This is a genomic window from Pectinatus frisingensis (genome assembly GCF_014076555.1).
Taxonomy (GTDB): domain Bacteria; phylum Bacillota; class Negativicutes; order Selenomonadales; family Selenomonadaceae; genus Pectinatus; species Pectinatus frisingensis.
Genome location: NZ_CP045424.1, coordinates 385,808 through 399,573, shown reverse-complemented (window position 1 = coordinate 399,573; position 13,766 = coordinate 385,808). Strand labels below are relative to the sequence as shown.

6 protein-coding genes and 2 rRNA genes are annotated in these 13,766 nt (G+C 43.8%); all 8 read right to left on the bottom strand.

Annotated features, from left to right (window positions below; genetic code table 11):
* Nucleotides 1-55: 55 nt before the first annotated feature.
* A 23S ribosomal RNA gene (locus F8M42_RS01950) occupies nt 56-2,977 on the bottom strand.
* Between the two features lie 343 nt (nt 2,978-3,320).
* A 16S ribosomal RNA gene (locus F8M42_RS01945) occupies nt 3,321-4,870 on the bottom strand.
* Together the 16S and 23S rRNA genes form the textbook arrangement of a ribosomal RNA operon.
* Before the next feature lie 294 nt (nt 4,871-5,164).
* Nucleotides 5,165-5,902 carry a DNA repair protein RecO gene (recO, locus tag F8M42_RS01940; protein WP_182187733.1) on the bottom strand — a complete coding sequence of 246 codons (738 nt, stop codon included), beginning with the start codon at nt 5,900-5,902 and terminating at the stop codon, nt 5,165-5,167.
* The gene (locus F8M42_RS01935; protein ID WP_229711396.1) at nt 5,902-6,519 is read right to left on the bottom strand and encodes a DUF502 domain-containing protein; all 618 of its coding nucleotides are present in this window, start codon (nt 6,517-6,519) and stop codon (nt 5,902-5,904) included. Before F8M42_RS01935 ends, recO begins: the two co-directional genes overlap by 1 nt.
* Before the next feature lie 17 nt (nt 6,520-6,536).
* Nucleotides 6,537-7,478: a GTPase Era gene (gene era, locus F8M42_RS01930; RefSeq protein WP_182187732.1), complete on the bottom strand. Its 942-nt coding sequence runs from the start codon at nt 7,476-7,478 to the stop codon at nt 6,537-6,539.
* A gap of 43 nt (nt 7,479-7,521) precedes the next feature.
* A complete protein-coding gene (gene ybeY / locus F8M42_RS01925) occupies nt 7,522-7,983 on the bottom strand; it encodes an rRNA maturation RNase YbeY (protein WP_182187731.1) in 462 nt (153 codons plus the stop codon).
* 19 nt (nt 7,984-8,002) lie between these two features.
* Nucleotides 8,003-8,992, bottom strand: coding sequence for a PhoH family protein (locus F8M42_RS01920; RefSeq protein ID WP_182188589.1), 990 nt, complete (start codon nt 8,990-8,992; stop codon nt 8,003-8,005).
* Nucleotides 8,993-9,137: 145 nt separating this feature from the next.
* On the bottom strand, nt 9,138-13,364 hold the full coding sequence (locus F8M42_RS01915; RefSeq protein ID WP_182187730.1) for a 2-hydroxyacyl-CoA dehydratase: 4,227 nt from the start codon (nt 13,362-13,364) through the stop codon (nt 9,138-9,140).
* Between the last annotated feature and the right edge of the window lie 402 nt (nt 13,365-13,766).

The window sequence follows — 13,766 nt, the reverse complement described above, 5'->3', positions numbered from 1 at the left end:
TCAAAACTTCACAGAAGAAAATCTCTGACCAAACATTTCTTTTTTTTGATGAAATCAAGTTAAGCTCTCGGCTTATTAGTACCAGTCCGCTTCATATGTCACCATACTTCCACTCCCGGCCTATCTACCTCGTCTTCTTCAAGGTGCCTTCCAAACTTGCGTTCTGGGAAACCTCATCTTAAAGCTGGTTTCACGCTTAGATGCTTTCAGCGTTTATCCTTTCCGAACGTAGCTACCCAGCTGTACCCCTGGCGGGATAACTGGTACACCATTGGTTCGTCCACTCCGGTCCTCTCGTACTAGGAGCAGCCCTCTTCAAGTTTCTTTCGCCCGCGATGGATATGGACCGAACTGTCTCACGACGTTCTGAACCCAGCTCACGTACCACTTTAATGGGCGAACAGCCCAACCCTTGGGACCTGCTCCAGCCCCAGGATGTGATGAGCCGACATCGAGGTGCCAAACCTCCCCGTCGATATGGACTCTTGGGAGAGATTAGCCTGTTATCCCCAGGGTAGCTTTTATCCGTTGAGCGATGGCCCTTCCACTCGGAACCACCGGATCACTAAGCCCTGCTTTCGCACCTGCTCGACTTGTTGGTCTCGCAGTCAAGCTCCCTTCTGCCTTTGCACTCTTTGCGCGATTTCTGGCCGCGCTGAGGGAACCTTTGGGCGCCTCCGTTACTCTTTCGGAGGCGACCGCCCCAGTCAAACTGCCCGCCTGGCACTGTCTTGAAGTTCGTTACTCTTTCAGTTAGATGCCCGTTAAATGAAGGGTGGTATCCCAACAATGACTCCTTAAAGACTTGCGCCTCTAATTCCAAGTCTCCCACCTATCCTGTACGTCATTTACCGAATATCAATGCCAGGTTACAGTAAAGCTCCATGGGGTCTTTCTGTCCAGTCGCGGGTAACCTGCATCTTCACAGGTATTTCAATTTCACCGGGTCCCTCGTTGAGACAGTGCCCAAGTCGTTACACCTTTCGTGCGGGTCGGAACTTACCCGACAAGGAATTTCGCTACCTTAGGACCGTTATAGTTACGGCCGCCGTTTACCGGGGCTTCAATTCGGGGCTTCGGATTGCTCCTGACTCCTCTTCTTAACCTTCCGGCACCGGGCAGGTGTCAGCACCTATACGTCAGATTGCTCTTTCGCAGGCACCTGTGTTTGTGCTAAACAGTCGCTTGGGCCTCTCTTGTGCCACCGCCTGCCGCTCCGTCCGTTCGGACTTCACAGCCTGCGGCTATCCTTTTCCCGAAGTTACGGATATATTTTGCCGAGTTCCTTAACGAGGGTTGTCCCGTGCACCTTAGGATTCTCTCCCCGTCTACCTGTGTCGGTTTGCGGTACGGGCGCTGCATTTCTCGCTAGAAGCTTTTCTCGACAGTGTGGCATGCTCAAATTCGGCTCCTCCGCAGATTCGCCTATCTGTCACTTCTCGGCCTTTTGCAGTACGGATTTCCCTTTACTGCAGCCTACCGGCTTCGACGCGCTCTTCCATCCGCGCGCTCGAGCTGCCTGCTGTGTCACTCCTTCGCTCAGTCAAAATACAACGGTACAGGAATTTTCGCCTGTTGTCCATCGCCTATGCTTTTCGCCTCGGCTTAGGTCCCGACTTACCCTGGGTCGACGAGCGTTGCCCAGGAATCCTTAGACTTTCGGTGGAACAGATTCTCACTGTTCTTTTCGTTACTCATACCGGCATTCTCTCTGCTGTACGCTCCAATGCTCCTTACGGTACACCTTCAGTCGCATACAGTATGCTCCCCTACCCAGTATATATTTCTATATCCTGCCACGGCTTCGGTTCTGTGCTTGAGCCCCGGTCATTTTCGGCGCAGAGCCTCTCGACCAGTGAGCTATTACGCACTCTTTTAATGGTGGCTGCTTCTGAGCCAACATCCTGGTTGTTTATGAAGTCCTACATCCTTTTCCACTTAGCACAGCATTTGGGACCTTAGCCGGTGATCTGGGCTGTTTCCCTTTTGACTATGGGTCTTATCACTCACAGTCTGACTCCCAAGTATTTTATTACAGCCATTCGTAGTTTGACTAGGGTTGGCAGGCTTTACGCCCCCTTGCCTGATCAGTGCTCTACCGTCTGTAATGTTCCCTTGAGGCTAGCCCTAAAGCTATTTCGGGGAGTACCAGCTATCTCCGCGTTCGATTGGCATTTCACCCCTATGCACACCTCATCCCAAAGTTTTTCAACACTCACGGGTTCGGTCCTCCACGCATTTTTACCTGCGCTTCAACCTGGACATGCATAGATCACTGCGGTTTCGGGTCTACACCATATTACTTGCCGCCCTTTTAAGACTCGCTTTCGCTTCGGCTCCGTGTCTTCCACTTAACCTCGCAATATAATGTAACTCGCCGGTTCATTCTTCAATAGGCACGCCGTCGCTCTCTTACGGAGCTTCGACTGCTTGTAGACATACGGTTTCAGGTTCTATTTCACTCCCCTTCCGGGGTTCTTTTCACCTTTCCCTCACGGTACTATGCGCTATCGGTCGCCAGGTAGTATTTTGCCTTGGAGGGTGGTCCCCCCTGTTTCTCGCAAGGTTCCTCGTGCCCCGCGATACTCTGGATACTGACCCGGATGACCCGCTTTTCGGCTACGGGGGTTTTACCCGCTGTGCCTGACCTTTCCAGGTCATTCGCCTAAACGTTCCATCCTTTTTGTCAGTCCTCAACCCCGTACCACCGAAGTGATACGGTTTGGGCTTGTGCCCATTTCGCTCGCCGCTACTTTGGGTATCTCGTTTGATTTCTCTTCCTCCGGGTACTTAGATGTTTCAGTTCCCCGGGTTTGTCTTCCTTTCGGATGGCAGGACTTCTCCTGCCGGGTTGCCCCATTCGGACATGTACGGCTCAATAGATGCTTGCTCTTCCCCGTACCTTTTCGCAGCTTACCGCGTCCTTCTTCGACTCCTGGCGCCAAGGCATCCACCATATGCCCTTATTCGCTTAACTTTCCCGAATCCGCTCCAGCCGCCCTTTACGGGCTCCTTTCTGCTTCTCCAGGTCATCCGGCCCTGCAGCCGGACTTATACGTCTTAAGGTCCTGCCTTAAAACGTCACCTTCAGCTTAAGTCATTTGTTTTTGTCTTAGCTTGTTTTAGTTTCCTAATTGTGCTTGGTCCAACTATTCCCCGCCATCCTCTTGAAAATTTCTTCTCACAAGTTTGGCATTGGTGATTAATTGTTCTTTGCTTTTCTTCTGTGTAGTTTTCAATGTGCAATATCTGAGGGAGAAACCCTCAAAACCAAACAATACATATTCCGGATGTGCTCGACGGATTGTTTTAATCCTTAGAAAGGAGGTGATCCAGCCGCACCTTCCGATACGGCTACCTTGTTACGACTTCACCCCAATCATCGCCCCCACCTTAGACGGTCGGTGCCTTGCGGCCCTTAGCCGGCTTCGGGTGTGAATGACTTTCGTGGTGTGACGGGCGGTGTGTACAAGGCCCGGGAACGTATTCACCGCAGTATGCTGACCTGCGATTACTAGCGATTCCGACTTCATGCAGGCGGGTTGCAGCCTGCAATCCGAACTGGGAGACATTTTTTGGGGTCCGCTCCAGATCACTCCTTCGCTTCCCTCTGTGTGTCCCATTGTAGTACGTGTGTAGCCCAGGACGTAAGGGGCATGATGACTTGACGTCATCCCCGCCTTCCTCCGCGTTGTCCGCGGCAGTCTCACTTGAGTTCCCACCTTTACGTGCTGGCAACAAATGATAGGGGTTGCGCTCGTTGCGGGACTTAACCCAACATCTCACGACACGAGCTGACGACAGCCATGCACCACCTGTTTTCTTGTCCTCCGAAGAGAAAATATCCATCTCTGGATACGTCAATCAATGTCAAGCCCTGGTAAGGTTCTTCGCGTTGCGTCGAATTAAACCACATACTCCACCGCTTGTGCGGGCCCCCGTCAATTCCTTTGAGTTTCAACCTTGCGGTCGTACTCCCCAGGCGGGATACTTATTGCGTTTGCTCCGGCACAGGAGGGGTCGATACCCCCTACACCTAGTATCCATCGTTTACGGCCAGGACTACCGGGGTATCTAATCCCGTTCGCTACCCTGGCTTTCGAGCCTCAGCGTCAGTTACAGTCCAGAAAGCCGCCTTCGCCACTGGTGTTCTTCCCAATATCTACGCATTTCACCGCTACACTGGGAATTCCGCTTTCCTCTCCTGCACTCAAGAACCTCAGTTCGGACCCCATCACGGGGTTGAGCCCCGCACTTTTAAGATCCGCTTAATGTTCCGCCTGCGCTCCCTTTACGCCCAATGATTCCGGACAACGCTTGCCGCCTACGTATTACCGCGGCTGCTGGCACGTAGTTAGCCGTGGCTTTCTAACAGGGTACCGTCATTCACTATACTTATTGGCTATAGTGCCGTTCGTCCCCTGCAACAGAACTTTACGATCCGAAGACCTTCCTCGTTCACGCGGCGTTGCTCCGTCAGGCTTTCGCCCATTGCGGAAGATTCCCCACTGCTGCCTCCCGTAGGAGTCTGGGCCGTGTCTCAGTCCCAATGTGGCCGTTCATCCTCTCAGACCGGCTACTGATCGTCGCCTTGGTGCGCCGTTACCGTCACCAACCAGCTAATCAGACGCAGGCCCATCTCCAAGCGATAGCTAAAAGCCACCTTTGGTAATACTGCCATGCAGCAGTATTACAACATTCGGTATTAGCACCCCTTTCGGAGTGTTGTCCCCATCTTGGAGGCAGGTTGCCTACGCGTTACTCACCCGTTTGCCACTAAGCCCTTACCGAAATAAGAGCCTCGTTCGACTTGCATGTGTTAAGCACGCCGCCAGCGTTCGTCCTGAGCCAGGATCAAACTCTCCATAAATTTATCGGAGAGCCAATTTGGCTCTTGTCATTTTTGTTAAAAAGAAATTGTTTCAGGTTTTTATTTAAACCGCACATCCGGTATGTTTCGAAAACATATGATGTATTGTTCAGTTTTCAAGGTGCCTGCCTCAACGAGTCAGCTTGTATATATTATCACGCGCTGTTTCGTTTGTCAAGGACTTTTTTTCGCCCGGTTCCCCGGCCGCCGCTCTCTTGAGCGCAGGAATTATTATATCTAAACTTTCTCCCTTTGTCAATCCCTTTTCCCGCTTTTTATGCAATATTTTAATATTTATTGAGTTATTTGCTTTATAAATGCCAATGATTTTAATTGTTTACCCAATATCAATTCCAAATATTTAAGCATTATATTTTCCGCTGCCACTAAATCTTTCGCCTGAATACTGAATGAACACATATTATGCCATTCAAGTTTCCGCAATTTCAAAATTAATGTCCTAACAGACTGCGGATACAATATAATCGAAGTATCATGCCCACACTTTTTGCAGACAGCACCACCTTCTTCGAAGGAGAAATATGCATCACCATTTATTTTTTTACCACATTTGACACAATTTTCATACTGCGGTTGACTACCTGTGAATTCCAATATTTGAAAAAAAGCTGCCAATGCTACTACCCGCGGATTTTTCTGACGCATTGATGGTATTATCTTCAATAATTCATCATATACTTCGGCTTGTGGCTGCCCTTCTTCAAATATTTCAGCAACGAATTCTGCTATAAATGATGCATATGCCAGTGCAATATAGTCATTAGAAAAATCTGCCAAAAAACCATTATGATCACAGTTTTTTATAGTATTAAGCTGTTGTCCTTCCGTTAATTGAACATCTACTACACCGAATAATTGTGAAACAGATGCCAATCTGCTTCTTGGTCTTCTGCAACCATATGCTGCTGCCCTTATTTTACCTCGATCACGTGAAAAAAGAGTAATGAGCCGATCGGCTTCCCGCCAATTAGCTGCTCCCAAAACAATAGCTCTCGTATTATAAAAAGCCATTATTTAATTCCTGCTGAATGATATTTATTATCCATACCGCCTGGCATAACCGCTCCCGCTGTTATAATGTACTGCAATGCATCTTCACCCTGTATGTCAATATACGTAACATCCCTTTTCGGCACAAAAACATTAAACCCCGAAGTCATGTTCAAACTCCATGGAATAAACACCGATACATATTCTTCATTACCCAAATATTTTGCCATGCATTTTGATACCGGTGTCATTACAAACCCCAGACAACGCACCCCTGGATGTGGATATGGCACCAAGACAGCATTATCAAACATATTGCCTGATTTAAAAATAGTATCAGACAATCTTTTTACACTGCCATATATAAATTTTACTACCGGAATCTTGCTGATGATAGACTCGCCCAATGTCAAAAACCGTTTTGACAACCAATTTGATGATAAACCACCAACCGTCAAAATAATTATCAAAACAATTATTATCCCCATCCCGGGGAATTTAATGGGAATATATCTGCCAATCAAACCATCCAGCATAGCCCACACAGTAGCAATGACCAAATAAGTAATAAATATAGGCGTTATTATCATAATACCATTGATAAAACACTTTGACAGCTTATTCATCAGTTTCTTCATTACTACCCGCCTCTTTATCAATCATTGAACCCGAATTCACGCAGGACCCGTTCTCGATCCCGCCAATCTTTTTTTACTTTAACCCACAAATCAAGATATATTTTTGAACCTAATAGATTTTGTATATCACTTCTGGCGTTTGCTCCCACTTGCTTTAGCAATCCGCCCTTTGCCCCTATCACTATCTTTTTTTGTGATTCCCGTTCCACATAAATGGTTGCCCGCACATAGACATCACCATTTTTACGTGTCGTCATTTCATCCACATCAACAGCTACGGCATGTGGTACTTCATCCCGTGTCGACAACAGTACTTTTTCTCTTATAAGTTCTGCAACAATTAATCTTTCTGGCTGATCCGTCACCATATCCTCTGGAAAATACTGCGGCCCTACAGGTAAATATTGTTCAATTTCTGCTAAAAGATCCGATAAATTTTCCTTATTTTTTGCTGATATCGGCACTACTGTGGCGAACTTACTGGCATTGCCATCGTCCACCGCATTTTTCGCATCGTATATATTACTGTATTCATTTTCATATTTGTTTATTATCGGTAAAATTGTTTCTTTTTTTATGAGATCTATTTTGTTCACAATAAGAAGCACCGGTTTTTTTGCAGCCTGCAACCGCTTCATTATATATCGTTCACCGCCACCGATTTTTTCATTGGCATCAACTACAAACAATATCACATCAACTTCATTTAATGTATTCTGCGCTGCCCGCACCATATGTTCTCCAAGCTTATCAATTGGTTTATGTATGCCCGGAGTGTCAATAAATACGACCTGCATATTTTCCTGTGTCATTACACATAATATCTTATTACGCGTTGTCTGGGGCTTATCAGACATAATTGCTATTTTTTGCCCGATGAGATTATTTATCAACGTTGATTTTCCAACATTAGGTCGTCCAATTACAGCTGCAAATCCCGATTTGTATTTTTTATCCATAAATCTCCCTTAATATATCCAATGTTTACAAAATGTGCTTTCTTTATCGTGATATTCCCAATTTTTCCATGATAATTTCTTCTTCATGCCTCATTTTGCTGCGATCTTCTTCCTTTATATGATCATATCCCAGCAGATGAAGCATGCCATGAGTCGTCAAAAAAGCTATTTCCCGTCTGAATGTATGACCATATTCCTGTGCTTGTTCTGTGCCTTTTTCCACCGAAATAATAATATCACCCAACACATTAACCTTCGGACCGCCTTCAATTTTCGGTTCGTCACCTTCATTAAGCGCAAAAGACAATACGTCGGTCGGTCGGTCGATACCGCGATATTGTTTATTCAATTTATGGATATTTTCATTATTTGTAAGTGTAATACTGACTTCACTTTCTCCTAAACCGTATAGTTGCGCTATTTTATCCGTTGTGCATTTTATTATTTCAATGACAGATTCATCTATTTGCAATGTTTCAGGATTTTTATCAATTAAAGTTTCCATATTAACCATTCCTCCATCACTATTTACCTATCCTGTTCAACATTGTCTCTTCATGGGCATCATAGGCTTTTACTATACGTGCTACCACATCATGCCTTATGACATCAGCAGCATCAAAATGCACACAACCTATGCCCTTTATTCCCTGCAGGATATCGACCGCTTCCGTAAGTCCTGAAGTCACTCCACGCGGCAAATCGATCTGGCTCAAATCCCCATTAACAACCATTTTTGACCCCACTCCCAAACGCGTCAAAAACATTTTCATTTGTCTTCCTGTAGTGTTTTGTGCTTCATCCAATATAGCAAAAGCCCGTTCCAAGGTTCTGCCACGCATATAGGCAAGCGGCGCTGCCTCTATAATGTTCTTTTCCATCATTTTTTTGTACGTTTCATTACCCAAGGTGTCTTGAAGAGCATCATACAGCGGCCTTAAATACGGATCTACCTTTTCCTGCAAATCTCCCGGCAGATACCCCAGCCTCTCACCAGCTTCCACTGCCGGCCTGGTCAATATTATCCTATCCACCTCATGACTGCGTAACGCCATTACCGCCATAACCACTGCCAAATAAGTTTTACCGGTGCCAGCCGGACCAACCCCGAAAGTAACCGAATTTTTGCGAATAGCATCAAGATAAATTTTTTGCCCAATGGTTTTGGGTCTTATCGTACGACCACGCGCTGAAATAAACAGCGTCTCACTAAATAGATTATGTAGTTCTTCTATATTGCCTTGTCTTACCAGTTTAGCTGCGTATCTTACCTCTTGAATCGTTATCTGTGTTCCCTGACGGTATAATCCCAATAGTTCTTCAAAAATTGCCACGACAGCTACAACTTCACTTTGTTCTCCAGTTATAGTAAGTTCAGTTCCACGGCCAGCCATTTTACAGGAAAACTCGTCATTTAAAAAGCGAAAAAAATCATCATGCTCACCCAGCAGAGCAATTGCTTCTTGTCTATCACGAAAAATTATTTTCCGTTCGCTAAATCCTTGCAAATGCAGCTATTCCTCCATTTTTAATCTTTTTGACCATCATTAATTTAATTTTACAGCATGAACTATAAATGTCAATTAAAAAGTCATTGCCCCGCCATGCAAAAAAGGCTGTCATACCAAGCAGCAAAAGTGCCCAATATGACAGTCTTAATCAAGCCGTAACATCATTTTTTAATCGTTCTTTGGCCACAGAAAGCATTAATTTTATCCGATTTAGCTGATTGACCTCACTGACCCCTGCATCACAGTCAATCGCCACTATATTGGCACCCTTATGTGAACGGATCAATTCCCTGATCATACCTTTTCCCGTTATATGATTAGGCAGACAGCCAAATGGTTGAAGGCAAATAATATTATTTACCCCGTCGGCAAGCAGCTTAAGCATCTCACCAGTCAAAAACCAACCTTCACCAGCCAAATTTCCCAAAGAAACATGTCCCTTTGTAAGTGCAGCAATCTGTTCTATTGTCCGCGGTGCACTGAATCGTTTGCTGTTAAGCAATGCCTTACGCATCGGTCGCCGATAAAATTCCATCAGCTTTATTGATATTTCCGACTTAAATTTATCAAGCCATTTACCTGCAAGCATTTTATACGAAATTACATCATCATATGCCATATACATGAAGAAATCCATAAGATCCGGCATTACTACCTCAGCACCCTCTTCATAAAGGACTTTCTCCAAATGATTATTGGCCGTTGGATGATACTTTGCCAAAATTTCACCGACAATACCTATACGCGGTTTCTCCTCCGTTTCATCGAGCTGTATATTATCAAAATCTGCTGTAATCTGCTTAATGTTATTAGAAAATCTACCATAACTTGCATCTTCATTTCTTAAATCACTTTTACATAAAGCCATCGCTTCATTAAATAATTTGTTTACACTTCCCGGTTCTTTTTCATATGGCAAAGTGCGATGACGTGTGCGCTGCAGCAAGTCAGCATAAATAGTTGCTTTCAATACATCAACAAACAATTCACGTGTCATCTTAAACGAATCAGTATCCCTGCCCATGCAGGCAAACACCGGTACTTGGGACATACCTGTATCCTGTAATGCCTTGCGCATAAGATTTAAATAATTAGTTGCCCGGCAGGCACCACAAGTCTGGAAAAGCATTATCGAAGTTTTATTAATATCATATTTACCAGATTTAAGTGCATGAAGCAATTGTCCTATGACTATTATAGCCGGGTAACACATATCATTATTCACATATCTGAGTCCCTCGTCCACTGCCGCCTGTTTTGGCAGTTCAGGAATCACGATATTATAACCATATTTTCTCACGGCCGCACCAATAAGTTCAAAATGCAGTGGTGCCATTTGCGGTGCCAGAATCGTATGTTCAGTTTGACATTCTTTGGTAAAGTAAGCCCGCGGTTGAATTGTTTCCGGAATCCCCTGTCCCTGTTTCATACCATATTTCCATGCTGCTATCAAAGAACGCAGTCTGATCCTTGCCGAACCTAAATTGCTGACTTCATCCAGCTTTATCATTGTATAAACACAATGGTGCCGTTCCAAAATTTCTTTTACCTGCCCTGTCGTTATTGCATCTAAACCACAACCAAAAGAACTGAACTGTATAAGTGTTAACTCAGGATGTTCTGCTACATATTCGGCAGCATGATAAAGACGGGCATGATAGCTCCATTGATTGACAATGCTTAAGTCTGTATCCTTTGTCGGCAGATGATATAAGGCATCTTCCGACAAAACTGCCACTCCATAGTCTTGAATCATTTCAGGAATACCATGATTTATTTCCGGATCTATATGATACGGCCGCCCGCATAAAACCACTGCCTTCAACTTGTCTTTTTCTATCTTAGCCAGTATATCCCTGCCATAATCCTCCACATCTTGTTTATAATGATCCAGTTCAGCATAAGCATCATCAAGTGCCCGGCTGATACTCCGTTTATCACAAGGAAATCCTTTCAGTTCTTCCACCAATCGTTTATACATCTTCTTACGATTATTTATCGGCAAAAACGGCTGAACAAATTTTATTTTTTCCTGCCGCAAAACGTCCATGTTGGCTCGTATATTTTCAGCATATGAAGCTACTACCGGACAATTGTAATTACTGTCAGTTTCATTTACCGTGTCAGCAATATTAGTAGGTATGCATGGATAAAAAATTACTTTTATTCCCTTTTCAATTAAATCCATTATATGCCCATGTGCCAGTTTAGCCGGATAGCATAATGAATCCGAAGGAATAGTGGCCATTCCTTTATAATACAGCTGTGCTGATGATTTGCCCGATAAAATCACCTCATATCCTAATTCAGTAAAAAAAGTAAACCAAAATGGATAATCTTCATACATGTTAAGACAGCGTGGCAGACCAATCTTACCATTAGGAGCGTTTGTCAGCGGTGTATAATAATCAAAAAGCCGATCATATTTATATTTATAAATATTAGGAACATTATTCGATTTAGATTTTGTCCCACCAGCACCCTTTTCGCAGCGATTGCCGATAAAGTACCTGCCGCCGTCAGGAAATTTCTGCATTGTCACCAGACATTTATTGCCACAACCCCTGCAGCGATATGATGTGGAAATGACTTTGAAGTCAGACAATGCTTTTATCGGCAGTAGTGCTGATTTTTTCTGCTTTCTTTCCATCCCCAGCAGCGCAATGCCGTAAGCGCCCATCAACCCGGAGATATCCGGACGAATCACATTTTTATGCAATAACAGTTCCATGGAACGTAAAACAGCATCATTATAAAAAGTACCGCCCTGAACAACAACAGCATCCCCCAATTCTTCCGTATTTTTTATCTGTATAACTTTAAACAATGCATTTTTTATAACCGATAACGCTATGCCTGCCGATATATCCGCTACAGGTGCACCTTCCTTTTGCGCCTGTTTTACCCTTGAATTCATAAATACAGTACAGCGTGTCCCCAAGTCCACCGGATGCTCAGAATTGAGCCCCTTTTTAGCAAAATCAGCTGCTGTCATTGATAATCCCTGCGCAAAATTTTCAATAAACGACCCACAGCCAGCAGAACAAGCTTCATTTAATACAATCTGTGATATATGTCCTTTTTTTACAAAAAAACACTTCATATCCTGTCCGCCGATATCCAACACACATGTTACATTAGGACAAAATTCCTGTGCAGCTTTTAAGTGGGCAAAAGTTTCCACTTCGCCAAAATCAGCATGTACTGCCGCCTTAACAATATATTCACCATAGCCGGTAGTACCGGCACTGCTGATATAAGTTTCATCATTCATCCCGGCATATAATTCACGCAAAGCTTTTAATACACTATCCAAAGGGACACCTTTATTACTGCCATAAGAAGTGTAAAGCACTTGTTTATCACTGCCGACAGCAACAACTTTAGTCGTTGTTGAACCAGCATCAATACCTACATACAAAGGTCCCCTATAATTTTTTAAATTCCCTTTAGGCACGACATCATGGCTATGGCGTTCCCTAAAATCATTGTATTCCGTTTCATTTTTAAATAAAACAAATGGCACCTCATCGGTGTCGACTTTAACATTTTTGCCGGCTTCTAATCTTGCTGCCAATTTTTTATAATCAAGCACCGCTGCTTCCTCGGACAGCGCCGCTCCCATGGCCACAAAATAACATCCATCCGGAGCATTCACCACATGGCAATCATCTAATTTTAATGTTTTTATAAACTGCTGCTTCAAAACAGGCAAAAAATATAACGGTCCGCCCAAAAATGCTATATGCCCCTCAATTGGCCGGCCCTGCGCTAAATTGCCTATTGTTTGATTCACAACAGCCTGAAATATCGAAAGTGCTATATCCTCTTTCGAAACACCATCATTAATCAATGCCTGCACATCCGTTTTAGCAAAAACACCACACCGGGAAGCTATCGTATATACCTGCTTTCCCCGTGACGCCAATTCGTCCAGTCCCTTGGCATCTGTGTGTAAAAGAGCTGCCATATGATCAATAAATGAACCCGTTCCCCCTGCACAAACACCATTCATCCGCTGTTCCGGAGCTATGCCAAAATATGTTATCTTAGCATCTTCGCCACCGAGTTCAATAGCTGCATTTGTTTCCGGTATCCATTTTTTTATGGCCTGTGTACACGCAATAACTTCTTGAACAAACGGCAGTTTCATCGCTGACGCCATTCCCATCCCCGCTGACCCCGTTAGGGTGCAACGAAATACCCGATGCTGCAGTTTGTCTTTTAACGCCACAATATCCTGACTTAATGCATTGTAAATTTCAGAAAAATGGCGTTTATACTGTTTAAATACAGTTCTGTCCAATTCATCTAAAACTACTGTTTTAATGGTGGTTGAACCTATGTCAATACCAATTTTCCAGATAGGATCCATAACTAACACCCCAAAATATAATTCTACCTAAATTATAACAATGTAGCTGATTTTTCATATAATAGATACTATGGGCAAACAATATATAAATAAAATAAATTATTATTATTCTTTTATCTAAATAATGCCTGCTGCCTTGTCTGCTGCACGTCCCCATATCATTCATATTAACACAAGCAAAATCAAGCCTTATCGTCAACTGCAGCTAAACAACAATATTAATATACATTATTTTTTGAATACATCATAATAACTTTTTTTTATTGATCATCTATTATAATATACCTGATTATGTTATACCATAATCAATAATTAATTTCAATAAGGAACGCGTCCATTGCAATATCCGTACGCTTATACCAAATTAATATTTTCTCGTCAACTTCATTTATGATATAATAA

Coding starts and splice junctions, on each gene's coding strand:
- ybeY (WP_182187731.1), bottom strand. CDS start 7,983: ATGGAAACTTTAATTGATAAAAATCCTGAAACATTGCAAATAGATGAA.
- era (WP_182187732.1), bottom strand. CDS start 7,478: ATGGATAAAAAATACAAATCGGGATTTGCAGCTGTAATTGGACGACCT.
- F8M42_RS01915 (WP_182187730.1), bottom strand. CDS start 13,364: ATGGATCCTATCTGGAAAATTGGTATTGACATAGGTTCAACCACCATT.
- recO (WP_182187733.1), bottom strand. CDS start 5,902: ATGGCTTTTTATAATACGAGAGCTATTGTTTTGGGAGCAGCTAATTGG.
- F8M42_RS01935 (WP_229711396.1), bottom strand. CDS start 6,519: ATGAAGAAACTGATGAATAAGCTGTCAAAGTGTTTTATCAATGGTATT.